Consider the following 24,141-nt stretch of genomic DNA (forward strand, 5'->3'; position numbering starts at 1 on the left):
GATCCGTGCCTCAGCCGATGGCCGTACGTACGGCGGCGCGTAAGGCAGGGAGTTTCGCGTAGAGTTTGTCGCCGGGACACAGGGTGTTGTAGTAGTCCCGGTGTCCTTTGATCTCCGCTGGCGAGATCCCGTACTGCGCGCAGATGTAGGCACACATTTTGACCAGCGCGTTCCATTGTGCCGTGGGCGGTTCCACGGTCATGTACGTGCCTTCGTTCTCGATCCCGATGGCGTTGTCGTTCTGTCCCGGGCAGTGCGCGCCGCGAATCATCATCGTGTGCTGCCGCCCCGTAAAGCGGTCAGGCTGCCGTGCCTGCCTTCCATGTCATAGCCGCCACGGCTGATGGTGAAATGCTGGCCGGTGTCGGACCAGCCGTTGGTGTCGATGTGGTCGTTCTGAATACCGCGGGCCAACTGGAAGGCGTGTGCTTGCGAATAGTCCGTGCTGTTCGCGCTCGCGGTGTGATGGACCAGAATCCGGTTCGCCGGATGGTTGAGTGTCACCAGCGGATCGGCCGGCGGCCGCGCGCTCCACTCGGCGCAGCTGTAAATACGCGGGGCGGTGGCGGCTTGCGCGCCGGACGGCAATGCCAGGCCGGCGAAGCCGGCTCCTACGACAGCACCGGCGCCGAGCAGGAAAACACGGCGGTTGAGTGATCCGGAATCAGCATCCATGGGGCGAAGTATGGGGGGGTGGAACATACAACCGACGTACATCGCCGCGAACTCGCCGTTCCCGACAGGTTCGGGAAGGAGCCGGCGTCGCTCGATTGCAGCTCAGCTCGCCATCACGACGACTCCGAGCTGGTGGCCGGGGACCAGTCGATCTCGATGGGGTCGAGCTTGTCGAAGTCGGTGGTCGAGAGCCGCCGCGCCAAGGAGAACACCTTCTGGGTTCTTTCCTTGACCCGCCCGTCCACCACCGAGCTGAGTTCGAAGGCGAGTCGGCCGGTCTGGCGCACCGTGGCCTCGTCGACCCGGGGACGGCTGATCGAGGTGACCACGATGCCCGCCGGTGCACCCGTGGAAGTCCGCGAGGCGCCAACGAAGAACTCCTCGCGGGTGTTGGCCACGCCGTCGACGGCGAAGTCGCGCAGTTTGCCGAGCAGCTCGTGCCATTTCGCGACCTCACCTTTGAGGGCGGTTGCCGACAGATCGGTCGGGGACAGCGCGGCGCCGCTTTCCCGGGATCGAAAGCACCGGGGGCGTACGTCGACAGTGCTGCGATCCACAGCGCCTCGACCACGACGGTGTCCTGCTGTTCACCCCGCGCCAGCTCACCGAGCAGTCGTTCACAGCAGCCGAGCACGAACTGCAGGTCGTCGAAGATCGCCGCGAGATCGGCGAGCGCGAGCGCATCCTTGCCGCCCAGTTGGCGCGCGGTCAGCGTCTCTTCTCCGGCACCGGCGACCTCGCCGGGCTGGTCGGCCACATGCTGGTGACTCGACTCCGCTCCATGGGGCTGCTGCGACATCGGCACTCCTTCCGAGACTCCCGTGCTGAGTACTCAGCTGACCGCATGACGGGACACTCCGGTGTCCTAATTTGAGACACCTCCGCATCATCGGTTCCACCGCGGTCGCCTCCTAGGCTGGGTGGGTGCTGACCTCGTCTTACAAAGGCCTGTGTCGGCGGTCACCCGCGGACGGAAAACAACTCGAAACAGTACGTACGCGCGTACTGTTAAGATGTGGCGGTGACAGCGACCCCCGCTCCCGCGCCCCCGCAGTCCCGTACCGGCCGAGTTCTGGCCGCCGCCACCTTGATCAACACGTTCGGCAACGGCCTCTTCATGACCGTCAGCGCCATCTACTTCACCCGCTCGGTGGGGTTGCCGGCCGGCCAGTTGGCCGCCGCGCTGGCGGTGGCGGCCGCCGCCAGGCTGATCGCGAGCGTGCCGATGGGCCATCTGGCCGACCGGGTCGGCCCGCGCGAGGTGCTGGTCGTGTGTGCGTGTCTGAATGGCCTGGTCACCGCGTCCGTGGTGCTGGTGGACGGGGTGGTCGGGCTGGCTCTGGTGCTCGCGGTGCAGGGCGTTCTCGACGCCGGCTCGAACGGTGCCCGCGGCGCGCTGATCGCCGGCGCGCTGCCGACCGATCAGCGGGTTCGTACGCAGGCATTCCTGCGCTCGATGACGAACCTGGGCATCACCGGTGGGCGCGGCGGCCGCGGCACTGACCCTGCACCTGGACACGGCGGTCGCGTACAAGACGACGATCCTGGCGGACGCGACGACCTTCGTGATCGCCGGCGTGATGGTGCTGGGCGTCACCCGGCTGGCTCCGGTGCCGGCGCCGGCCGGCGGTCGCCGGCTGGTCGCGCTGGCCGACCGGCCGTTCCTGCTGGTGATGCTCCTGGTGGGAGTGCTGACGATGCAGTACGGGCTGCTGGAGGTGGCCATTCCACTGTGGACGGTGCAGCGTACGCACGCGCCGGCCTGGCTGGTTTCGGTGCTGCTGATCGTAAACACCATTGGCATCGTGCTCTTCCAGGTGCGTGCCAGCCGCGACGTGACCACGGCGACGGCCGCGGCGAAGGCGTTGCGGTTGTCGTCGGTGATCATCGCGGTCGCCTGTGCGATCTACGCCTTCGCGGCGGGGCAGGGCATCTGGGTGGCGGTGGCGATCATGGTGGCCGGCTCGGTCGTGCACGTGGTCAGCGAGCTGGTGCTGTCCGCTGGCACCTGGGGAGTCGCGTACGGGCTGGCGCCGCCGCACGCCCAGGGCCAGTATCAGGGCGTTTTCGGGATGAGCATGTCGTTGGGCAACCTGGTCGGCCCGGCGCTGACCACCGTGTTGGTGCTCGGTACCGGCGGCCCGCACGGCTTCGGCGGCGGACTGCCCGGCTGGCTCGCGCTCGGCGCGCTGTTCGTGGTGGCCGGGGCGGCGGCTCCGCCGGTCGTCAGCTGGGCGCTGAGGACCCGCGCGACGGCGGAGCCGGTGGCGGCCGGGGCACAATAGACAGCTGTGCCCTCCACCTTGCCCGAAGGCGAGCCGGTGCCGGCCGACGGTTCGCTGCCGCCGGCGGCCCTGGACGAGCTGACCTCACGCGCCTTCGGGGCGTACGTCCACGTGCCGTATTGCACCACCAGGTGCGGCTACTGCGACTTCAACACGTACACGGCGTCCGAGCTGGACGGTGACCAGGGCGAGCACTACCTCGACTCGGTACGGGCCGAGATCGAGCTCGCCGCGGCCGCGCTGGGTGGCCGGACGCCGGCGATCGACACGGTGTTCGTCGGCGGCGGCACCCCGACGTTGCTGCCGCCGGCCGAGCTGGGCCGTACGCTCGCCGACCTGCGGGCCGCGTTCGGGTTCGCGGCCGGCGTCGAGGTGACCACCGAGTGCAACCCGGAGACGGTCGACGAGCGGTCGCTGGCGGCCCTGGTGGAGGCCGGCTTCACCCGGCTGTCGCTCGGCATGCAGTCCGCGCGGGAGCACGTCCTCGCGGTCCTGGACCGGCACCACACGCCCGGCCGCGCCGAGGCGGTCGCCCGATGGGCCCGGCGGACCGGCTTCGAGCACGTCAGCCTGGACCTGATCTACGGCGCGCCGGGGGAGACCGCGGACGACTGGCAGGCGTCGCTGGACGCGGTGTTGGCGACCGGCGTCGACCACGTGTCCGCGTACTCGCTGATCGTCGAGCCGGGCACTCGGCTGCACCGCCGGGTCAGCCGCGGCGAGGTCGCGGTCGCCGACGACGACACGCTCGCCGAGCGGTACGAGCAGGCCGAGCGGACCCTGACGGCCGCGGGCCTGGGCTGGTACGAGGTGAGCAACTGGTCACTGACCAGCGCGGATCGCTGCCGGCACAACGAGGGCTACTGGCGTAGCGCGAACTGGTGGGGTTTTGGCCCCGGCGCCCACAGCCACGTTGGCGGCACCCGCTGGTGGAACGTCAAGCACCCCGCCGCCTACGGCTCCCGCCTCGCCGAGAAGAACTCGCCCGCGTACGCGCGTGAGCTGCTGTCGGCGCAGGACCGCCGGGTCGAGGACATCATGCTGCGGGTACGCACGACTGACGGCCTGCCGCTGGGCGTGCTGACCGACCGTGGCCGGGATGCCGCCGCCGACGCGCTCGGCAGAGGCCTGCTCGAGCCCGGCCCGTACGCGACCGGCACCGCCGTCCTCACCCTGCCAGGCCGCCTGCTGGCCGACGCCGTGGTCCGCGACCTCGTCGACTAGGCAGTGTCTGGTTATTCCGGGGGGATGAGAGTCGAGATCCAGAAGTTGGCTGCTGGTGCCGTGGGGAAGCCTTCATAGCAGCCTATGGGGGCTTTCCCACGGTGCCTGCAGCCGGCTTCTGGGCTCGGCTATCGCCCGGCGGAATAACCAGACACTGCCAAGCCAGCGCGATTTGTTAACCCGCGTCCCCGAGAAACGTGACCGTATCCTCCAACGGCGCTCGAGGGTAGCGAGCTTCCTGAACGGTCACGTCCTCGTACCCGATCGACATCCCGCAGAAGAGCATGAGCTCGTCCGGGGGTGACACGATTTCCGCGACGGTCTTGCGATAGTTGGCCCACGCCATCTGCGGGCAGCTGTGCAGTCCTTCGGCCCGGAGCAGCAGCATGACGTTCTGCAGAAACATGCCGAGGTCCGACCACTGGGGAGAGCCCAGGTCACGGTCGATGTAGCAGAACAGAGCAGCGGGCGCGCCGAAGCATGCCCAGTTCGCCGACGCGGCCCGTCGGGCGGCTTCCCAGTTGTCGCGCGCGATGCCAAGCCCGCCGTAGCGCTGTGCGCCGAAGGCCTGTCTCCGTTGCAGGGTACAGGGACTTCAGCTCGGGCGGGTACTGCTGGTATTGCGGGTCGTCCCAGGGGTCGTTCGCGGCGGTCCGCTCGCTGGCGAGCTTCTTGAGCTCGGCCAGCGGTTGCCCGGTCAGCACGTACGCACGCCACGGCTGCAGGTTCGAACCGGACGGCGCCCAGACCGCGGCGGCCAGCACCCGCCTGAGTGTCTCGGCCGGGACCGGCTGATCAGTGAACGCGCGTACCGCTCGCCGGCTCGTCACTGCCTCGTAAACGTTCACGACAGGTATCTCCTCGCTCGTTGTCGCAGCCTCGATCACGAGAAGATAGTATCATTCACGACTATCGCGAATGATACTGATTGAGGGTATGCGTCGTCACATCCGAAGGAGGTGACGGTCAGGCTTCGGGGTAGACGAACCTGGTCAGCAGGTCCGTCAGCCGCTGGGCATCGTCCTGGCCGAGGTCGCCCACCAGGCGCTCGGCCAGTGGCACCGCGGCGCGATGGGCGGCCTGGAAAAAGCTCCAGCCCGGTGGGCGTGATCTCGACCGACCTGGCGCGCCGGTCCCCGGGAATGAGCTTGCGTACGGCCAGCCGCCGGTGCTCCAGGTCGTCCACCACCCGCATGATCCCGGCCTTGTCCGACCCGGTCGCCGCCACCAGATCCTTCTGCATCGTGGGCCCCTGGTCGACCAGCACGTTGAGTACGGCGAAATGCCGCAACTCGATGCCCAGCGGACGCAGCGCCTCGAACATCACCTCGGCCGCATGCCAGTGCGCCCGGCGGAGCAACAACCCCAGGGCGAACGGCGAGGTCGTCTCCCAGCGACCAGTCGCACGCGGGGGGAGAGGATCGACAGCCACGAGGTGATCGTACGCCGATCCGCTCACTCGAAACCGTGTCATGTGAAACCAACTCGGCGTTGGCGACCTGTTAACTGGAAGGCCAAGACCCCGTCACCGATTGGGCGGTGGCGGGGTCTTGGGCAGTGAAACCCGGTCTGTCAGCTACTACTTGACGAGCTTGATGAAGGTCAGCGGATACGTCCACGGCTCGCCGTTGTTGGCCTTGATGCCGCCGATGATGCCGCAGACGATCGGGATGCCGGCGGTGGCGAAGACCAGGAAGATCAGCAGGCCACCGAGGCCGAAGGTGAAGGCGCCGATGCAGCTGGCCAGGATGTACACGACCAGGGTGGCCGCGGCCCACTGGATGAAGTGGTTGAGCGCGTCCACCGCCTGGACCCGCACCTGCGGGCTCTTCGGGCCCTGCACGAGCATCGCGACCAGCGGAGCCACCCAGCCCAGGAATCCGCCGGAGATGAGGTTGGCGCCGGCGCCACCGAAGTGGGTGACCATCAGCCAGGTCTTGTCGTCGCCGCTGCCACCGGCCGGCGGCGGGTAACCGCCGGGCTGGCCGTAGCCACCGGCGGGCGGCTGTCCATAGCCGCCGGCGGGGGGCTGCTGTCCGTAGCCACCGGCGTTGGGGTCGTTGGGCTTGTTGAAGTCAGGCTGCTGAGAACCACCCGGGTCAGTCATGCGGCCAAGATAGAGACTTTGTGGTCGGCGCGCGACCTACGCCACGCCGGAAGTCGCGCCCAACTGCCCTACTGGCCCTGCCAGGGCCACCGAAAAAGTGGCCGGATGCGGTAAAACCGGTGGTCAGGCTCGGCCGTTCGGTCGCCCAAATCTGACTGTGAGGTGGCTCGCGGGCTGGGCCGATGGTGCAACTGCCATGCCCGACTGTGCAGCCGGGCGGGAAGCCGGCCGGTCCCACCCTGACTCGCTGTCCGCGCGAGCCGACAGATGGTCGCACGGACACGTATGATTGGCACTCAGGATCGCGGAGTGCCAGGCGAGTGGCCTAGTGAGCGGAGGTGACGTCGGTGCCGTACGAAGACCGGAGGCTCGAAGTCCTCCGGGCCATCGTCGAGGACTACGTCAGCACCAACGAGCCAGTCGGCAGCAAGTCGCTCGCCGACCGCCACCAGCTCGGCGTTTCGCCGGCCACCATCCGCAACGACATGGCGGTGCTGGAGGAAGAGGGCTACATCGCCCAACCGCACACCAGCGCCGGCCGGATCCCGACCGACAAGGGTTACCGGTTGTTCGTGGACCGGCTGGCGACCATCAAGCCGATGTCCGCGGCCGAGCGGCGGGCCATCCAGACCTTCCTGGACGGCGCGCTCGACCTGGACGACGTGGTCGGGCGTACGGTCCGGCTGCTCGCCCAGCTGACCCGGCAGGTCGCGGTCGTGCAGTATCCGAGCCTGTCCCGCAGTGCGGTCCGGCACCTGGAGTTGGTGTCGCTGACCGCGAGCCGGCTGTGGTGGTGCTGATCACCGACACCGGCCGGGTCGAGCAGCGCGCCGTCGAGTTTCCAGCCGCGCTGTCCATCGAGTCCGTCTCCTCGCTGCGCGAGGCGATCAACAGTGCCCTGGTCGGGCACTACCTGGTCGACGCGCCGGTGGAGATCGAGGGGCTGCTGGCCCGCGTCGACCCGCAGCTGCGACCGGCTCTGACGACGTTGTCGGCGGTGCTTCTGGAGACGCTGGTGGAGCGTCCGGAGGAGCGGCTGGCACTGGCCGGGACAGCCAACCTGACCCGCAGCACGATGGACTTCCCGGGCTCGATCCGGCCGGTGCTGGAGGCGCTGGAGGAGCACATGGTGTTGCTCAAGCTGATCGGCGAGGTCGAGTCGCCGAGCACGCTGCGGATCCGGATCGGGGACGAGAACCCGGTCGAGGACCTGCGGACCACGTCGGTGGTTAGTGTTGGATACGGCAGGGGCAGCACCGCGCTGGCCGGACTGGGTGTTCTTGGCCCGACCCGGATGGACTATCCGGGCACGATCGGGGCGGTGCGGGCCGTTGCCCGGTATGTCGGCGAGTATCTGGCCGGCGCTTAACAGGGTTTCCAGCCGTTCCGCGTGCTGGGTGGACGAGAACTAATGGGCTAGGACATAACTGTGAGAGGTTCAGTGGCGACCGATTATTACGCCGTGCTGGGCGTGCGGACGGACGCGACCAGTGAGGAAATCAAGCGCGCGTACCGAAAGCTCGCGAGGCAGCTGCATCCGGACGTCAACCCGGAGCCCGATGCCAAGGAGCGGTTCGCCGAGGTCAAGGCGGCGTACGAGGTGCTGTCCGACCCGGCCAAGCGGGAGATCGTCGATCTCGGCGGTGACCCACTGGCCCAGCCCGGCATGGGCGGCGCCGCCGGACAGCCGTTCACGATGGGGTTCGAGGACCTCTTCGGAGCGGTGTTCGGGCAGCGTACGGCCCGTGGCCCTCGACCGCGGATGCGGCCGGGTTCGGACGCGCTCATCCGGCTGGACCTGGGGATCGAGCAGACCGCGTTCGGGGTCGAGCAGGAGCTCACCATCGACACCGCGATCACTTGCACGACCTGCCGGGGCGCCGGCACCGCGGTCGGTACGCTGCCCAGCACCTGCGACATCTGCTGCGCGGGTCGGGGCGAGGTGCAGACGGTCCAACGGTCGTTCCTCGGGCAGATGATGATGACCCCGCCCGTGCGCGAACTGCCAGGGCTACGGCACCGTCATCCTGCATCCGTGTGGCGAGTGCGGCGGCGACGGCCGGGTGCGTACCCGCCGGTCGCTGACCGCGAAGGAAGGCCGGCCGGTGTCGGGGACGGGATGCGGATCCGGCTGTCCGGCGAGGGCGAGGTCGGCCCCGGTGGCGGACCGGCCGGCGATCTTTACATCGAGATCCATGAGCGCCAGCACGACATCTTCACCCGCGACGGCGACGACCTGCACTGCCGGGTCGCGGTGCCGATGACCGCGGCGGCGCTGGGCACCGACATGACCGTGCAGACGCTGGATGGCGAGGAGACCGTCGAGGTCAAGCCCGGCACCCAGTCCGGCACCGTGGTGCGGCTGCGCGCCCGTGGGGTGCCGCATCTGCGCAGCGCCGGACGTGGTGATCTGCACATCCACCTGGAGGTGCGGACGCCGGTCCGGTTGGACGCCGAGCAGGAGCGGTTGATGCGGGAGCTGGCGAAACTGCGGGACGAGGAGCATCCGGAGCCGATCCGGCCGAGCAGCAGCGGCGGGTTCTTTTCCAAGCTCTTCAACGGGCGCTGAGTGTCGCTTCCCGTCTTCCTGCTGGACCCCGTGCCGGAGACCCGCGGTGTTCGCGCTCGACGGCCCGGAGGGCCGGCACGCGGCCACCGTACGGCGCATCCGTACGAGCGAGCGGGTGGTCGTCACGGACGGCGCCGGCGCGTGGGTGACCTGCGAGGTCTGCGCGGTCGAGCGGGACGCGCTGGAGCTGACCGTGCTTGCGCGGGCGTACGAGCCGGCGCCCGCACCGCGGACCGTGGTCGTGCAGGCACTCGCAAAAGGCGATCGCGGCGAGCTGGCGGTGGCCGTGCTGACCGAGGCCGGGGTGGACGAGATCGTGCCGCCGTGGTCGGCGTCCCGCAGCGTCACCGTGTGGCGCGCCGAGCGGGGCGAGAAGGCGCTGCTCAAGTGGCGTTCCACCGCCCGCGAGTCGGCCAAGCAGTCGCGCCGCTGCTGGCTGCCGGTGGTCTCGGCGCTGGCCACTACCGCGGCCGTTTGTGCGCGAATCTCAGCCGCGTCCGCCGCGTACGTCCTGCATGAGGACGCCACCGAGCCGCTGGCCCTGGCCCAGCCGCCATCGGACGGCACGGTCATGCTCATCGTCGGCCCCGAAGGCGGCATCTCGCCCGATGAACTGGCCGCCTTCACCGCCGCCGGCGCGCTGCCCGTACGCCTGGGCCCCACTGTCTTTCGCACCTCCACGGCCGGCGTCGCCGCCCCTTTCCGTCCTCAACGCCGCTACCTCCCGCTGGTCCTGACCCTCGGCGGCGGAGCCACGGACAGCGACACCTCGGCAGTCACACAAGCCCCACCGACGACAGGTCTGACGCCGAGTGCGGGACAAAATCCCACACTCGACGAAAATCCAGCCCTCGTCAGGCTGCGGAGGGGGTGTAGACGAGGTGCTGGACGCCGTTGCTGAAGGTGGTCGCTTCCTTCTTCAGGGTGACGGCGTACGAGTCGTCGGCGAACAGACGCTGACCGTGGCCGACCACCACCGGGTAGTGCAGCAGGTGCAGCTCGTCGACCAGGCCGAGCGCGAGCAGCGAGCGGACCAGGGTCGGGCTGCCAACGGTGGCGATGTCGCCGCCGTCCTGCGCCTTGATCTTGGCGATGCTGTCGGCGAGATCGCCTTCCAGCAGCACCGAGTTGTTCCAGTCCGCCGCCTTCAGGGTGGTCGACGCGACGTACTTGCGGGTGTTGTTCATGTGGTCCGCGGCCGGGTCCTGCTCGGCGGTCACGTTCGGCCAGTGGGCCGCGAAGCCGTCGTACGTGACCCGGCCGACCAGCATCGCGTCGGAGTTGGCCATGCCGCCGACGACGACGGCCTCCAGGTCGTCGCTCCAGTACGACATCGACCACTTCTCCGGCGACTCGACCACACCGTCGAGCGAAATGAACAGGTTGGCGACGATCTTGCGCATCGAATTCTCCTTGGGGTGAGCGCCTGCTTGCTTCGATGCGTTGACCATGCCCGCCGCCATTTACGGTTTTCTTACGGCGCGGTTTTCGCCGGGACCTGGGTGAAGTGCGCCGCCACCACCCGCCAGCCCAGTCGGTCGTCCCGGAACCACGTACGCGTGTAGCGCAGCTGGGCCGCGAACGGCTCGCCGCCGACCGTGCCCTCCATCCACGCGAGCAGCCAGGTCACGCCGGCTCGCCCTTCGACCAGCACGGTCAGGTCTTCTTCCTGCACCTTGGTCAGCAACTGCTGGCCCGACTTCTGGAGGTCCAGGTCATCCTGCTTGCCGAAACACTCGCCGCCGTACGTGAAGATCAGCCGCTCATCCAACAACTGGTCCAGAACCTCGACATCCCTGGCCAGTTGCGCCCTCTGCAACCGCCGCTCAGCTGCCCGCAACTCTTGCTCACCATCCACCGCGCCTCCTCCTGACTGCTCCGCGAACTGCGCCGCGAAGGGTATGGTGGCGACGGTAGGGGGGGCGGGGCGGCGGTGATCACGGATATCTCGGACAGCGAAATTCGTTGGCACAGTCGGGCAAGATCGTTGGCGTGCCCACCTTCACCGCCGCTGACGGAACCCTGTTCGCGTACCACGTCACCGGCGAGGGCAATCCACCCCCACTGTGCCACCTTCGCGTCGGGTGGGGGGCTGGGTTTTCGTCGAGTGCGGCACTTTGTCCCACGCTCGACGTCGAGTGTGGGGTTTTGTCCGGCACTCGACGCTGGACCTGTTGCCGGTGGGGCTGATGTGACTATTAAGGGTAGTCAGGGAATCATCCAGGAAAGTACGGGTGTGGACTGCAGGACGACGATCAGGCACATGATGGCGAGCAACAGCAGGCTCCAGCCGAAGACTTTCCGGAAGAGGTCGCCCTCTTTGCCGGCCAGGCCGACCGCGGCGGCCGCGATGGCGAGGTTCTGCGGGGAAATCATCTTGCCGAGCACGCCACCGGAGGAGTTCGCGGCGGCCATCAGGAGCGGGTTGAGACCGGCCTTGTGGGCCGCCGCGACTTGCAGTGCACCAAAAAGCGAGTTGGAGCTGGTGTCGGAGCCGGTCACCGCGACTCCCAGCCAGCCCAGCACTGGGGAGAGCACGGCGAAAGCCGCGCCAGCGCTGGCCATCTGGGTGCCAAGCGTGGTCGTCTGACCGGACGCGTTCATCACGTAAGCGAGGCCCAGCACCGCCATCACCGTGACGATCGCGGTGGCCAGCTGCCGCAGGGTGCGCCCGTACGCCCGGACCGACTCGCCGATTTTGATAGCCAGCAACGGGATCGACAGGATCCCGGAAAGCAGCATCAGGGTGCCGGCGGCGCTGAGCCAGTTGAACTTGAACTGGACGAGCGAGAGCGGCTTGCCCGCGCTGTTCGCGACTTCCAGGCCCGGCCAGCCAAAACTGCCGCCGGCCGCGTTCAGCACCTTCAGGATCGGCGGCAGTTGGGCGACACAGAAGACCACGATGATGACCAGATAGGGCGCGTACGCACGAAAAACGTCCATCTTGCCGTCCACTGTGGACTCAGCGGTGCCAGTTGACTCGGTGGTGGTCGGCTCGGTGTCGATCCGCTCGATCGGGCGCAGCCGGAGCACCAGCACGACCGCGAGCGCGGACACCAGCGAGGCGACGATGTCGGCCAGCGGCACCGACACGAAGTTGGACGTAAGCCATTGCGTCAGACCGAAAACCAGGCCGCAGGCCAGCGCCGGCAGCCAGCCCTGGCGCACCCCGCGGCGGCCGTCGACCATGAACACCAGGACCAGCGGAACGACCACGGACAGCAGTGGAGTCTGCCGGCCAACCATCGATCCGAGCTGCTGGACCGTCAAGCCGCTGACCTGGCTGAGTGTGGTGATGGGCACGGCCAGCGCGCGCCGAAAGCGACCGGAGCGGTGTTCGCGACCAGCGCGACGCTGGCCGCTTTTATCGGCTTGAAACCGAGCGCGATCAGCATCACCGAGGTGATCGCGACCGGCGTACCGAACCCGGCGAGCGCCTCCATCAGTGCGCCGAAACAGAAAGCGATAATGACCGCTTGCATTCGCTGGTCACCGCTGATCCGGCTGAAGGACCGCCGTAGCACGTCGAAATGGCCGGTGCTGACGGTCATGTTGTAGAGCCAGATCGCGTTGATAACGATCCACAGAATCGGGAAGAAGCCAAAAGCGGCGCCCAGCAGGGCGGCGTCCGCGGTCTGGCCGACCGGCATTCCCCAGGCCGCGATCGCGATGACCGCGGCGATCGCCAGCGAAATCAGCGAGGCGATCCAGGCCCGCATGCGCAGCACGCCCAACAGCAGGAACAGTGCGACCAGCGGGATGGCGGCCAACAAGGCCGACACCAACAGGGAACCGGCGACCGGAGCGAGCTCCTGACGGTACATCGCAACACCACCGTGGTAGGTCCGACCGTACGAGCGCGGAGAGTGTAACGCGGGCCACCGGCGGCGCGCCCGTTCGGCGAAGGGCCAGCAGCGGACACCAGAAGTAGGAGACAATCTCGCCGTCCGGCCGGCGACGAGATGGCAACGAAACGGAGACCGCGATGCACGTACCCACCGGGGTGGCCAGGGCAGTGGCCTCCACGATGCTCCGGCCGGTGCTCAGCCCGCGGGTACCGCCGCGCTGGCAGCGGCGGTTGGTGGACGCCTGCTGCGCGACCATGACGATGCCCAGGGGTGTACGGCTCGCCCGCGGCTGGCTCGACGGCGTGCCGGCCCGGGTCGCGGTGCCGAACGAGCGGCTGGAGAGTGCCGCGATCGTGTATTTGCACGGCGGTGGCTATGTCACCGGCTCGTCCTTCAACCTGCGTACGCTCGCGGCCGGGATCGCCGCCGCGGCCGGTGCGGTGGCGTTCATCCCGGACTACCGGCTGGCGCCCGAGCACCCGTATCCGGCCGCCCTGCTGGACACCATGGCCGTCATCCGGGCGGTCCGTCGGCGCGGCTATTCGCGGCTCGCGCTGGTCGGCGACTCGGCCGGCGGCGGGTTGGCGATCGCGGCCGCCATTCGGCTCCGAGACGCCGGCGAGCCGCTGCCGACCGGGCTGGCGGTGATCTCGCCCTGGGTCGACCTGACCCTGACCGGCGAGTCCTATTTGACCAAGGCCGAGGCCGATCCGCTGCTCACCGAGGAATGGCTGCGATTCTGCGCCCTCGCGTACGCGGAGTCCGCTGACCCGGCCAACCCGGAACTTTCCCCGCTCTACGCCGATCTTTCCGGTCTGCCACCGCTGCTTATCCAGGCTGGTACGGAAGACGTGCTCATCAGCGACGCGGATCGGCTCGCCGACGCAGCCAAAGCTGCCGGCGTCAGCACCGAATACCGGCGTTTTCCCGGGCTGTGGCACGATTTCCAGCAATTCGCCGGCGTGCTTGCCGAAGCCGATGAAGCGGTCACCTATCTGGGCCGCCACATCCGCGCCGGCCTCGCTTAACCCGCGAATGTAACGATACGACTCGGTTCTTCCCCCCGTTTTGTGAGCCGTATCGTTACATTCGCGGAGTGGGGTGCAGGGAAGCGTCGAGGATTTGGGCGGTGTGCAGGGCCGGGATCGGGGTGCCGCGGCGGTCGAGAGCGGCGGTGATTTGCATCAGGCAGCCCGGGTTCGCGGTGACCAGGAGTTGGGCGCCGGTGCCGGCGATGGCGTCGGCCTTGCGGGCGCCGAGGTCGCCGGCGGCCTCGGGCTGCAGGAGGTTGTAGATTCCGGCGGAGCCGCAACAAAGTGCCGCGTCCGGGGGCTCGACCAGGGTCAGTTCGGGAATTCCGCGCAGAAGTTCGCGCGGCTGCTGCCGGATTCCCTGGGCGTGCGAGAGATGGCAGGCGTCGTGGTAGGCGGCCCGGACCCGGACCGGGTGGCGTTCGGCGACCGGGCCCAACTCGACCAGGAATTCCGCCAGGTCGCGGACTTTCCCAGCGAAGTCAACGGCTTTCTGTGCGTACGCGGGGTCGTCCTTGAGTACGTCGGCATATTCCTTGAGGGCTGAACCGCAGCCCGCCGAGTTGATGACGACGGTGTCGACGCCGGCTCGGCTGAAGGTGTCGATCGTCCGGCGGGCGAACCGAGCGGCCTCGGATTCTCGGCCGTTGTGCAGGGAAAGCGCACCGCAACAGCTTTGCGATGGCGGAATGATGACCTCGCAGCCCTCGCTGGCGAGGATCCGTGCGGTGGCGCGGTTCACCTCCGAGAAGAAGGCATCCTGGACGCAGCCGGTGATCATCGCGACGACCGCGCGTTTCTGGCCGCGTGCCGGGACGCGGGACGGGAGGCGCGCGGCGGCGGCCCAGCGGCGGGGCGATGGATTCCATCGCGCGCAGCCCAGTGGGCAGCTTCGCCAGCAGGCCGGTGCGCTGGGCCAGCCGGCGCAGACCGGTCCGCTGGTATGCCATCAGGCCCGGCCGCAGGGCACGCAACCGCCTGGGATAAGGAAAAGTCGCGAAGATCAGTCCGCGCAGCAGTTTCTCGCCGCCGGGTACGCTGGTGCCGCCGCTCGATCTGCGCGCGGGTGTTCGTCACGATTTTGTCGTACTGAACACCGGAAGGGCACGCCGTCACGCACGCCATGCAGCCCAGGCAGCGGTCGACGTGGGTGACCATCGTGTCGGTCATCGGGCCACCGGACAGGCCGGTGTTGATCAGATCGATCCGGCCGCGCGGCGAGTCGGATTCGTGCCCCCACAACACATAAGTGGGGCAGGTGGGCAGGCAGAATCCACAGTGGACACAGTCGTCCACCAGCTCCCGCGACGGTGGCCGGTGGTCGTCGAATGCGGCCATCAGATTCCTCCCACGAAACGTCCTGGCGCGAGCCGGCGATCCGGATCGAACCGTGCTTTGACCCGACGCATCACATCCAGCGCCGGCACCGGTCCCCAGGCATCGGTGCCGAGCGCCGCCAATGCCTGGTGGACACCGAAAGCCGCGCTCTCCACTCGTACGGTGCCGTCGTGGTTGGCGGCCGTACGCCGTAGAGCGACGACCGTTTCGGCCACCGCGGCCGGGTCCGCGGTCGCTGGAAGTCCAAAATGGACAACGCCGAGCCCGAGGCAGCCGCGGCACCCGATGTCGAGATCCAGACTGGCCGCGTGGTCCATCAATGCGCCGATGCCGGAAGCTGCCACCGCGGACCGCAGCACGGTCCCGGCCAACGGCTCGTACCACCAGCCGGGCAACGACGTTTCGACGGTTCCGCCGCCAAAAAAAGATCAGCCACCGCCCCAGCGCGCGCCTGGATGCCGGCGGTCACGCCTTCGACCAGGACAGCGACAGTAGCCGGCCCGGAGCCGCTGCGGTTCACTTCTACGGCGGTTGGTACGACCTGGGAATGCCGTAATGCCAACGAAAGTTCGCCAGCCTGGGCGCCGCTGTCCACCGTTTTGGTGACGAGCGCGCAGGACTCGGGCGTCGGATGCAGCCGGAAGACCGCCTCGGTGAGGACGCCGAGGGTGCCCAGCGAGCCGGTCAGCAGCTTTCCCAGGTCGTAGCCGGACGTTTTTCACCACCGCGCCACCGGAATGCGCGACCGCGCCGTCCGCGCGGACCATCGTCACGCCGATGAGCACATCGCGGACCGTGCCGTATCCGTACCGCAGCGGGCCGGACGGGTTGGCCGCGATCGTGCCGCCGACGGTCCCGCCGAGCGCCCCAGTCTGGCCGGCCAGCCGGGTGGCCAGCGCGAGCCGCTGCCCGGCCGGCGCGAGTGCTTCGGCCACAGTGGACATCGGGGTGCCGGCGCGTACGCGCACCACCAGGTCGCCGGCCGCGTGGTCGACGATCCCGGTCAGGCCACCGGTGTCCAGCACGATGTCGACCCGCTCCGGCCGCTGCCCCCAGCTCAGTTTTGTGGCGCTGCCGCGCGGAACGACGGTCAGCCCGCGGGCGGCGGCGAGCCGGAGCAGCGCGGCGGTGTCCGATGTGGACGTGGGCCGGGCGACGAAGCGGGCTGGCACGCCGTCGACGACATCCGCGTCAGTGGCGTCGGCCAGCACGTCCTGCGCGGTGGAGGCCATCAGAAAATCTCCGCGGGAGTGCGCTCGCCAGCGCTGTGCACCCGCGGCACCTCGCCGCACATCCGGGGTGTCGGGAAGATCTTGCCAGGATTGCAGATATTGCTGGGATCGAAGGCGCACCGGACCAACTGCATAGTGTCCAGGTCGTCATCGGTGAACATCCGCGGCATATGTTTCGCCTTGTCCGCGCCCACACCGTGCTCGCCGGTGATCGAGCCGCCATGGGTGATGCACAGGTCCAAGATCGCGCCGGAAACCTCCTCGGCGGCCTCCTCGGCGCCCTCGATCCGGCCGTCGAACAGCACCAGCGGATGCAGATTTCCGTCGCCAGCATGGAAAACATTCGCCACTCGTACGCCGGAGGCCGCCGACAGTTCGGCCATCGCTCGCAACACCTCCGGCAGGGCGGTACGCGGGATAACACCGTCCTGCACGATGTAGTTCGGGCTGATCCGGCCCACCGCGGCGAAAGCGGACTTGCGGCCGCGCCAGATCAGCGCCCGTTCCTCGTCGGTGCCGGCCACCCGCACCTCGAAGGCTCCGCTGGCCCGGCAATGTTCTTGTACGGCCGCGAAAGTGTGCTCGACTTCGGCCGCTGGACCGTCGATTTCCACGACCAGGACGGCACCGGCGCCGGCCGGATAGCCGCAGCCGACGGCGGCTTCGGCGGCCTCGATGGCGAGCGCGTCCATCAGTTCGATGGCCGCTGGCACCACCCCGTCGCCGATGATCGCGCTCACCGCAGCACCCGCGTGGTCAGTGCTTTCGAAGCCGGCCAACAAAGTTTGTACCGACTCCGGGTTTCGGGTCAGTTTCACCGTCACCTCGGTGGCCACCCCGAGGGTGCCCTCGGAGCCGACGAAAGCGCCCAGCAGGTCGTAGCCGGGATATTCGACCGCCCGGCCACCCAATGGCACCTGGTCGCCGTCGGGAGTGACGATCTGACAGCCGGTCACGTGGTGGGCGGTGAAACCGTACTTCAAGCAGTGCGCGCCCCCGGAGTTCTCGGCGAGATTTCCACCGATGGAACAGATCTGCTGGCTGGACGGGTCGGGAGCGTAGTGGAATCCCTGCGCTGAAGCCGCCCGCGTGACGTCGAGGTTGATGACCCCCGGCTCGACGACGGCGCACCCGTCTTCCGGTGCGATCGCAAGGATCTTGCGCATCCGGGCGGTGACGATGAGGACCCCCTCGGCGTGCGGGAGCGCACCGCCGGACAGCCCGGTGCCAGATCCGCGGGCCACGAAAGGCACCCCAGACTCAGCACATGCTCGTACGGTGGCGGCGATGTCGCCGGCGTTTTCGGCCAGCACCACCAGACCGGGTTGGACTCGCATATTGGTCAGCCCATCGCAAGCGTACGTACCCAGCTCGGTCGGATCGTCGATCACCTTCCAACTTCCGAGGCTGGGCCGCAAAAGATCGCGAATGGCGGCCAGTCGAGGAGTCATGGCATGCGGTCGTACGCGGGCAGGGTCAGGAACTCGGCGAAGTCGTCGGCCAGCGCTACCTCTTTGAACAGGGCCGTGGCGTCGGCGTAGGAGGCGTCGCCGAGTTTTGCCAGCTCCTCATCGATGATCGTCTCGACCAGCGAGGTGGTGACGGTCTCGCCGGTGTCCAGCTTGACCTCATTGTGGATCCACTGCCAGATCTGCGAGCGGGAGATCTCCGCGGTGGCCGCGTCCTCCATCAGGTTGAAGATGTTCACCGCACCCGAGCCGGCCAGCCAGGACGCCAGATACTGCAAGCCGACGCTGACCGCGTTCGCGAGGCCATCGCGGGTGCACTTTCCGGGCGTACTGGCGACATCGAGCAAGTCCGCGGCCGAAACACTGACGTCCGTGCGGAGATTGTCGCGCTGGTTGAGCTTTTCGCCCAGAACGTCATCGAAAACTTCTCGGCACAGTGGCACCAGGTCTGGGTGTGCCACCCACGAGCCGTCAAAGCCGTTGCCGCTTCTTCGCGTTGCTTGTCCTCCCGCACTTTGGCGAAGGCAGTGGTGTTGATCTCCGGATCGCGGCGGCTCGGGATAAAGGCGGCCATCCCACCAATCGCGTGCGCGCCGCGCTGGTGGCAGGTCTGAACCAGCAGGTTCGCGTACGCGCGCATGAAAGGCGCGGCCATCGTGACCGCATTACGGTCCGGCAGCACAAAAGCTTCGCCTCGGGTCCGGAACTTCTTGATGATGCTGAACAAGTAGTCCCAGCGGCCGGCGTTCAGGCCGGCCGAGTGCTGGCGGAGTTCGTAGAGAATCTCCTCCATCTCGAACGCGGCCGGGATGGTCTCGATCAGCACGGTGGCCCGGATCGTGCCGACCGGGAGGCTCAGGACGTCCTGCGCAGTGGTGAAAACCTCGTTCCAGAGCCGGGCCTCCAGGTGGCTTTCCATCTTCGGCAGGTAGAAGTACGGGCCGCGGCCGGCCTCGATCTGAAGTTTCGCGCAGTGGAAGAAATACAGTGCGAAGTCGACGAGAGCGCCGGCGACTGGCTCACCGTCGACGGTGATGTGCTTTTCCGGCAGATGCCAGCCGCGCGGGCGTACGACCACGGTGGCCAGCTCGTCGGCCGGTTTCAGCGCGTACGACTTTCCTTCGTCCGTACGGAAGTCGATCTGCCGGCGGGTCGCGTCCAGCAGGTTCAGCTGGCCGCCGATCATGTTCTCCCAGAGCGGGGTGTTGGCGTCCTCCAGGTCGGCGAGCCACACCTTCGCGCCGGAGTTCAGCGCGTTGATGGTCATCTTTCGGTCCGTCGGGCCGGTCATCTCGACCCGTCGGTCGACCAGCCCGGGCGCCGGCTCGGCGACGGACCAGTCGGCGGCCCGGACGGCGGCGGTCTCCGCGGCGAAGTCCAGTGTGCCGCCGTCGATCAGGTCCTTCGCCCGCGCCGCCCGGGCCAGCAGCAAGGCGTCCCGGCGATCGCCGTACTCCCGGTGCAGCTTCGCGACCAGCGCCAACGCGTCGGCGGTGAGGATCTCGTCGTACCGGTCATGGATCTCGCCGGTGACGACGACGCCGTCGGGCAGGTCGAGCGAAGAATCTTGGGTCATGCCGGAAGCCCTCACTAGTCACTCTGTGTTCCACCGGGCGGAACGTCGTTTCCAGGATCGAAAATCGACGCTACCGCCCGGTTCAGGCGTTCACAACTGTGGCTGGCTACCCGAGATTGAGCAGCGCTATGCCGATCACGACCACCGCCGTCGCGACGATCCGCGGCCGCCCGAAGCGCTCGTGGAAGAAGAGTGCCCCGATGATCGCGCCGACCACGATGCTGGTCTCCCGCAGGGCCGCGATCGGCGCCAGCGCGCCGCGCGTCTGGGCCCAGAGCACCAGCCCGTACGCCAAAACGCTCAAGGCGCCGCCGGTCAGGCCCCGCACCCACACCGGTCGTACGGACGGCCACAGTTCCCGTCGCCGGACCGCCAGCGCGACAACCACCGTGCCGATCCCTTCGGTCACCATCATCAGCCAGCCGGTGTAGCCGGGTGCGCTTCCGGACAGCCGCACGCCGATGCCGTCCACAGTGGTGTAAGTCGCGATGGACACGCCACGCCGGTCGCCACCGCCGCGCCGATCGCCGGCAGGTGCGGCCGGCCGCCCTTGCCGCCCAGCAGCGCCACCGAGACGAGCCCGGCGGACACCACGGCGACTCCGCAGACCTGCGGCGGGCTGAGGTGCTCGCCGACCAGGACAGTCGCGCCGACCGCGACGAGCAGCGGCGACGTGCCGCGGGCCAGTGGGTACGCCTGGCCGAAGTCGGCCAGCCGGTAGGAAAGGATCAGCAGCATCATGTACGCGACGTGGATGGCCGCCGAGATGCCCAGCGGCAACCAGCTGGCTCGGGCCGGCAGTGGCGCGACCGCGATGAGAATGACGCCACAGCCCGCGCCGCCGACCGCGACCAGGGCGATGGCGGCCCATCGATCGGTAATCGCGTGGGCGATGGCATTCCAGCAGGCGTGCACTACGGCGGCTATACAGACCGCGATGACCACGGACAGAGGCAACATGTGAAGGCTCCTTTTTATGGCATGGCAAAGGAACCCCTCGTGGTTTTTATCCTGTCAGGTGTGGACGGCCTTGCGTGTCTCGGGAAATCCGCCCTGGTGCCGCTCGGTCCAGACCCGTACCGCTCTCGTTTTCGACACTGCCAACGAGCGAACGACGGAACCCTAGGCACAGCCTCATGCTGTCCTGGAGCCTAGAACGGGCGACCGGAAAACGGACGGTGGTAGTGATCTGGGCCACTGGCGCTCGCGGATTTTCGTACCAGGATGGACAGCGATGCGAGACCACCAACGCAAGCTCCTCATCCTCGTGATCTGCTGCATGAGCCTGTTCATAGTCAGTCTGGACAGCACGGTCGTGAACCTCGCGCTGCCGGCGATCGGCCGCGAGCTACGCAGCAGCGTTTCCTCGCTGCAGTGGGTGGTCGACGCGTACACCCTGGTGCTGGCGGCGCTGCTGAGCTGGCCGGTTCCACCGCCGACCGGCTCGGTCGGCGGCGGATTTTCCAGGTCGGGCTGGTGGTTTTCAGCGTCGGATCGCTGCTGTGCAGCGTGGCGCCGACCGACTCGCTGCTGGTGGCTTTCCGGATGGTGCAGGCGGTCGGCGGCTCGATGCTCAATCCGGTCGCGATGTCCATCATCACGAACACCTTCACCGTGCCGTACGAGCGAGCTCGGGCGATCGGCGTCTGGGGAGGCGTGGTCGGGCTGAGCATGGCATTGGGGCCGCTGGTCGGCGGCTTGCTGGTCGACTCAGTTGGCTGGCGCTCGATTTTCTGGCTCAACGTACCGATCGGCGTGTTGGCGCTGGTGCTCACCCGGTTGTACGTGCCGGAGTCCAATGCCCCGCGGCCCCGCCGGCTCGACCCGGTCGCCCAGGTGCTGGTCGTCGTTTTGTTGGCAGGCTTGACCTTCGGCATTATCGAGGGGCCACGGCGGGGCTGGGGCTCGGCGGTGATCATCGGCTGTTTTTGCGCTGCCGCTGTGGTCGCCGTGCTGGTCCTCGTCCGGTACGAGCTGCGCCGGGAGGAGCCGTTGCTGGATCCGAAGTTCTTCGCCAGCGTCCCGTTTTCCGGAGCCACCCTGATCGCGGTCTCCGGTTTCGCGGCGATGGGCGGGTTTCTGTTCCTGAACTCGCTTTATCTCCAGAACGTCAGGGGATTCACCCCGCTGCACGCCGGGTTGCTGACGTTGCCGATGGCAGCCGCCTCGGCGGTGGCCGCGCCGCTGTCCGGCCGGCTGGTCGGGGCCCGCGGGCCGCGGCTGCCGCTGCTCGTCGGCGGGGCTGCGATCGTCGCGTCCGGCCTGCTGTTGACGGGGTTGACGGCCGGCACCTCGGTCGTCTTCCTGGCGGTCGCGTACCTGCTTTTCGGGCTGGGCTTCGGAATGATCAACGCGCCGATCACCAACGCGGCGGTGTCCGGCATGCCGCGGGCGCAGGCCGGCGTCGCCGCCGCGGTCGCCTCCACCAGCCGGCAGGTGGGCGCCACTCTCGGCGTCGCGGTCTTTGGCGCGGTGGTCGCCGGCGTCGGGGCCAGCGCTTTCCCGGCGGCCAGCCACCTCGGCTGGTGGATCATGACCGGCGCCGGCGCGGCCATTCTCGTGCTAGGGGTGCTAACGACCGGCGGATGGGCGAAACGGACCGCCCAAACGGCCTTCCCGACCGAAATCGCGGTGGGTGAAACCTCACTTGGCGGCTGATGCGCGAGCTCGCTCCGGCAGGTCGCCGAGGCCGATGACGAGGTTCGTGGTCAGTGACGGCAGCACGTCGGTGGCACCGGTCGTACCGAAATATCCGGCCATTTCCAACAGAACGTAGCCGTGCATGGCGCTCCACAGTTGGGCGGCGACGGTCAGCGGCGGCGCCTGATCCAGTCGGCCGGCGTCGATGCACCGGGTGGCGGCTCGCAGCAGGTAGCCGAACGCCGTACGTCCCTCGGCCGTGTCGCTTTGCGCGCCGGACTCGTCGAGCCCGAACATGACCTGGTAGAGGTGCCGGTTTTCCAAGGCATTCTGCCGATAGGCGCCGGCCATCTTCAGCAGGTCGGCGACGCAGTCGTCGGTTTGCGGGCTGGCCTTCAGGTGCGCGCAGAGCCGCGCGAAGCCCTCCCGGGCGACGGCTCGTACGAGCTCGGGCATGCCACCGAACCGGCTGTAGACGGCCATCGTCGAGGTGCCGGCGGCGATCGCCAGCCGGCGCGCCTGCAGGGCCTGCGGGCCGCGCTCGGCCAGCAGGTCGATGGCGGCCCGCACCAGATCGGCGCCGGCGTCGGGGGGAGTCGGGTCCTGGCTCACCCTTGCCATCCTGCCATAACACTGTTATAAATCTCGATATAACAATGTTATAGCTGGTCGGGGGCTTGCTGATGACGAACCATTTCGCGCGGGACAACTACGCCCCGATCCGGACCGAGCAGACCCTCACCGAGTTGCCGGTGACCGGGCACCTGCCGGCCCACCTCGACGACGGCCGCTACCTGCGCAACGGGCCGAACCCGCTGGCCGACATCGACGAGCAGGCCTACCACTGGTTCATGGGCGACGGGATGGTGCATGGCATCCGGATCCGCGACGGTCGCGCCGAGTGGTATCGCAACCGATGGGTGCGTACGCACCAGATTTCCGAGGCCCTCGGCGAAAAGCCCGGCCCGGTCCGGCCGGGTGCCGGGCTCAGCGGTTTCGGCGCGAACACCAATGTGATCGCTCATGCGGGCAAGACGCTGGCCCTGATCGAGGGCGGGGTGGCCTCGTACGAACTGACCGACGAACTGGACACGGTCGGGCCGTGTGACTTCGACGGCACTCTGCCCGGTGGCTATGTGGCCCATCCCAAGCGCGATCCGGACACCGGCGAGCTGCACGCGGTGTCGTACTTTTTCGGTCGGGGTAACAAAGTGCAGTATTCGGTGATCGGCCTGGATGGCCGCGCCCGGCGCACGGTCGACGTCGAGGTCACCGGCACCAGCAGCCCGATGATGCACGACTTCTCGCTGACTGAGAAGTACGTGATTTTCTATGACCTGCCGGTGACTTTCGACGCGCGCCAGGCGGTCGCCGGCGCGGTTCCGCCGTTTTTGCGAGCACCCGCCCAACTTTTCCTGTCCGCGGTGCTGGGCGGCATGTGGGTGCCCGATCCGGTACGAGCGATGCTCATCGAGCGCGGCGGTGCGTCTAACGGCCGTTTCCCGTACCGGTGGAACCCGAAATACCCGGCGCGGGTCGGCGTGATGCCGCGGCACGGCGACAACAGCCAGGTGCGCTGGTTCGAGGTCGGCGCGTGCTTCGTTTTCCACCCGTTGAACGCATACGACGACGGCGACTCGGTCGTCCTGGACGTGGTGCGGCACCCGAAGATGTTCGCCACCGACTTTCACGGCCCGAACGACGGCGTACCGACGCTGGACCGCTGGACGATCGACCTGGCCGGCGGAAAACTCCGCGAGGAGCGCCTCGACGACCATCCGCAGGAGTTCCCGCGGGCGGACGAGCGGCTGCTTGGCCGGCGGCACCGCTATGGCTATGCCATGCAGGTGGGGCACCATGGCGGCGCGGCCGACTCGATTCTCAAGCACGACCTGGTCGCCGGCACTACTTCGGTGCGGTCGCTGGGAAAGAACACTCAGGCGTCCGAGTTCGTCTTCATCCCGAATGCGGACGACTCGGCTGAGGACGACGGTGTGCTGATGGGATTCCGGTACGACGGCGGCACGGATCGCAGCGACCTGCTGCTGCTCGACGCCGGCAGCCTCGACGAGGTCGCCGCGATCCACCTGCCGGACCGGGTCCCGCACGGATTCCACGGAAACTGGCTGCCTACCGAGGCATAGACC

General features: G+C 68.1%; 22 protein-coding genes and 6 pseudogenes. 9 read left to right on the forward strand and 19 right to left on the reverse strand.

Annotated features, from left to right (window positions below; translation table 11 throughout):
• Positions 1-10: 10 nt before the first annotated feature.
• The 3 genes from GNX96_RS51405 to GNX96_RS13165 form a co-directional block, all read right to left on the reverse strand.
• The gene (locus GNX96_RS51405) at positions 11-274 is read right to left on the reverse strand and encodes a peptidoglycan recognition protein family protein (RefSeq protein ID WP_279580218.1); all 264 of its coding nucleotides are present in this window, start codon (positions 272-274) and stop codon (positions 11-13) included.
• Entirely contained in the window at positions 271-675 is a 405-nt protein-coding gene (locus GNX96_RS51410) for a peptidoglycan recognition protein family protein (protein ID WP_279580219.1), read from the reverse strand. Before GNX96_RS51410 ends, GNX96_RS51405 begins: the two co-directional genes overlap by 4 nt.
• 113 nt (positions 676-788) lie before the next feature.
• Positions 789-1,232, reverse strand: a complete 444-nt coding sequence (locus tag GNX96_RS13165; protein WP_163568312.1) for a hypothetical protein — start codon at positions 1,230-1,232, stop codon at positions 789-791.
• Between the two features lie 560 nt (positions 1,233-1,792).
• On the opposite strand from GNX96_RS13165, the pseudogene GNX96_RS63390 reads away from it, so the two are divergent.
• The 3 genes and pseudogenes from GNX96_RS63390 to hemW all read left to right on the forward strand — a co-directional run.
• Positions 1,793-2,092: pseudogene (locus tag GNX96_RS63390) on the forward strand (MFS transporter); the annotation flags it as partial.
• A gap of 61 nt (positions 2,093-2,153) precedes the next feature.
• Positions 2,154-2,960 (forward strand): MFS transporter, encoded by an 807-nt coding sequence (locus GNX96_RS13170; RefSeq protein ID WP_279580221.1) that lies wholly within the window; start codon positions 2,154-2,156, stop codon positions 2,958-2,960.
• A 36-nt stretch (positions 2,961-2,996) separates the two neighbouring features.
• Positions 2,997-4,184, forward strand: a complete 1,188-nt coding sequence (hemW, locus tag GNX96_RS13175; protein WP_279580222.1) for a radical SAM family heme chaperone HemW — start codon at positions 2,997-2,999, stop codon at positions 4,182-4,184.
• A 175-nt stretch (positions 4,185-4,359) separates the two neighbouring features.
• Here hemW and GNX96_RS13180 read toward each other — a convergent pair.
• The 3 genes and pseudogenes from GNX96_RS13180 to GNX96_RS13190 form a co-directional block, all read right to left on the reverse strand.
• Positions 4,360-5,032 (reverse strand): annotated as a pseudogene (locus GNX96_RS13180) (nitroreductase).
• A gap of 35 nt (positions 5,033-5,067) precedes the next feature.
• Entirely contained in the window at positions 5,068-5,616 is a 549-nt protein-coding gene (locus tag GNX96_RS13185; protein WP_279580223.1) for a MarR family winged helix-turn-helix transcriptional regulator, read from the reverse strand.
• A gap of 147 nt (positions 5,617-5,763) precedes the next feature.
• A complete protein-coding gene (locus GNX96_RS13190) occupies positions 5,764-6,291 on the reverse strand; it encodes a DUF4870 domain-containing protein (RefSeq protein ID WP_163568314.1) in 528 nt (175 codons plus the stop codon).
• Positions 6,292-6,638: 347 nt separating this feature from the next.
• Between GNX96_RS13190 and hrcA the strand changes: the two are divergent.
• The 3 genes and pseudogenes from hrcA (at position 6,639) to GNX96_RS13205 (ending at position 9,761) form a co-directional block, all read left to right on the forward strand.
• A pseudogene (gene hrcA, locus GNX96_RS13195) lies at positions 6,639-7,660 on the forward strand (heat-inducible transcriptional repressor HrcA).
• A gap of 60 nt (positions 7,661-7,720) precedes the next feature.
• Complete coding sequence (locus GNX96_RS13200) at positions 7,721-8,860, forward strand: DnaJ C-terminal domain-containing protein (protein ID WP_279580224.1); 1,140 nt, start codon at positions 7,721-7,723, stop codon at positions 8,858-8,860.
• Positions 8,861-8,906: 46 nt separating this feature from the next.
• Positions 8,907-9,761 carry a 16S rRNA (uracil(1498)-N(3))-methyltransferase gene (locus GNX96_RS13205; protein ID WP_279580225.1) on the forward strand — a complete coding sequence of 285 codons (855 nt, stop codon included), beginning with the start codon at positions 8,907-8,909 and terminating at the stop codon, positions 9,759-9,761.
• On the opposite strand, the gene GNX96_RS13210 is transcribed toward GNX96_RS13205, so the two are convergent.
• From GNX96_RS13210 to GNX96_RS13220, 3 genes and pseudogenes are all read right to left on the reverse strand, one after another.
• Positions 9,715-10,263 (reverse strand): dihydrofolate reductase family protein, encoded by a 549-nt coding sequence (locus GNX96_RS13210; RefSeq protein WP_163568315.1) that lies wholly within the window; start codon positions 10,261-10,263, stop codon positions 9,715-9,717. The genes GNX96_RS13205 and GNX96_RS13210 overlap by 47 nt on opposite strands.
• Positions 10,264-10,334: 71 nt before the next feature.
• Positions 10,335-10,718, reverse strand: a complete 384-nt coding sequence (locus GNX96_RS13215) for a nuclear transport factor 2 family protein (protein WP_279580226.1) — start codon at positions 10,716-10,718, stop codon at positions 10,335-10,337.
• Between the two features lie 350 nt (positions 10,719-11,068).
• A pseudogene (locus GNX96_RS13220) lies at positions 11,069-12,684 on the reverse strand (L-lactate permease).
• A gap of 161 nt (positions 12,685-12,845) precedes the next feature.
• On the opposite strand from GNX96_RS13220, the gene GNX96_RS13225 reads away from it, so the two are divergent.
• Positions 12,846-13,736, forward strand: coding sequence for an alpha/beta hydrolase (locus GNX96_RS13225; RefSeq protein WP_163568316.1), 891 nt, complete (start codon positions 12,846-12,848; stop codon positions 13,734-13,736).
• A gap of 55 nt (positions 13,737-13,791) precedes the next feature.
• Here the strand turns inward: GNX96_RS13225 and GNX96_RS51420 are convergent, their stop codons facing one another.
• From GNX96_RS51420 to GNX96_RS51445, 9 genes and pseudogenes are all read right to left on the reverse strand, one after another.
• On the reverse strand, positions 13,792-14,520 hold the full coding sequence (locus tag GNX96_RS51420) for a (Fe-S)-binding protein (protein WP_279580227.1): 729 nt from the start codon (positions 14,518-14,520) through the stop codon (positions 13,792-13,794).
• Entirely contained in the window at positions 14,517-15,077 is a 561-nt protein-coding gene (locus tag GNX96_RS51425) for a 4Fe-4S dicluster domain-containing protein (RefSeq protein WP_279580228.1), read from the reverse strand. The genes GNX96_RS51420 and GNX96_RS51425 overlap by 4 nt, the downstream gene beginning before the upstream one ends.
• The gene (locus GNX96_RS51430) at positions 15,077-15,472 is read right to left on the reverse strand and encodes an FAD-linked oxidase C-terminal domain-containing protein (protein ID WP_279580229.1); all 396 of its coding nucleotides are present in this window, start codon (positions 15,470-15,472) and stop codon (positions 15,077-15,079) included. The genes GNX96_RS51425 and GNX96_RS51430 overlap by 1 nt, the downstream gene beginning before the upstream one ends.
• A 33-nt stretch (positions 15,473-15,505) precedes the next feature.
• The gene (locus GNX96_RS13235; RefSeq protein WP_279580230.1) at positions 15,506-16,309 is read right to left on the reverse strand and encodes an FAD-binding oxidoreductase; all 804 of its coding nucleotides are present in this window, start codon (positions 16,307-16,309) and stop codon (positions 15,506-15,508) included.
• The gene (locus GNX96_RS13240) at positions 16,309-17,760 is read right to left on the reverse strand and encodes an FAD-linked oxidase C-terminal domain-containing protein (RefSeq protein ID WP_163568317.1); all 1,452 of its coding nucleotides are present in this window, start codon (positions 17,758-17,760) and stop codon (positions 16,309-16,311) included. The genes GNX96_RS13235 and GNX96_RS13240 overlap by 1 nt, the downstream gene beginning before the upstream one ends.
• Complete coding sequence (locus tag GNX96_RS51435) at positions 17,757-18,239, reverse strand: hypothetical protein (protein WP_313885656.1); 483 nt, start codon at positions 18,237-18,239, stop codon at positions 17,757-17,759. Before GNX96_RS51435 ends, GNX96_RS13240 begins: the two co-directional genes overlap by 4 nt.
• A 17-nt stretch (positions 18,240-18,256) precedes the next feature.
• A pseudogene (locus GNX96_RS13245) lies at positions 18,257-19,354 on the reverse strand (malate synthase); the annotation flags it as partial.
• 106 nt (positions 19,355-19,460) lie between these two features.
• Positions 19,461-19,811, reverse strand: coding sequence for an EamA family transporter (locus GNX96_RS51440; protein WP_279580232.1), 351 nt, complete (start codon positions 19,809-19,811; stop codon positions 19,461-19,463).
• Complete coding sequence (locus GNX96_RS51445) at positions 19,769-20,314, reverse strand: hypothetical protein (RefSeq protein WP_279580233.1); 546 nt, start codon at positions 20,312-20,314, stop codon at positions 19,769-19,771. Before GNX96_RS51445 ends, GNX96_RS51440 begins: the two co-directional genes overlap by 43 nt.
• Before the next feature lie 274 nt (positions 20,315-20,588).
• On the opposite strand from GNX96_RS51445, the pseudogene GNX96_RS13255 reads away from it, so the two are divergent.
• Positions 20,589-22,012: pseudogene (locus tag GNX96_RS13255) on the forward strand (MFS transporter).
• Here GNX96_RS13255 and GNX96_RS13260 read toward each other — a convergent pair.
• On the reverse strand, positions 21,998-22,606 hold the full coding sequence (locus GNX96_RS13260) for a TetR/AcrR family transcriptional regulator (RefSeq protein WP_279580234.1): 609 nt from the start codon (positions 22,604-22,606) through the stop codon (positions 21,998-22,000). The pseudogene GNX96_RS13255 and the gene GNX96_RS13260 overlap by 15 nt on opposite strands.
• Positions 22,607-22,677: 71 nt before the next feature.
• Here GNX96_RS13260 and GNX96_RS13265 point away from each other — a divergent pair, with 71 nt between their 5' ends.
• On the forward strand, positions 22,678-24,138 hold the full coding sequence (locus GNX96_RS13265; RefSeq protein ID WP_163568319.1) for a carotenoid oxygenase family protein: 1,461 nt from the start codon (positions 22,678-22,680) through the stop codon (positions 24,136-24,138).
• The last annotated feature ends 3 nt before the right edge of the window (positions 24,139-24,141 follow it).

The organism is Fodinicola feengrottensis, from assembly GCF_010993775.1.
In the GTDB taxonomy this organism is placed as follows: domain Bacteria; phylum Actinomycetota; class Actinomycetes; order Mycobacteriales; family HKI-0501; genus Fodinicola; species Fodinicola feengrottensis.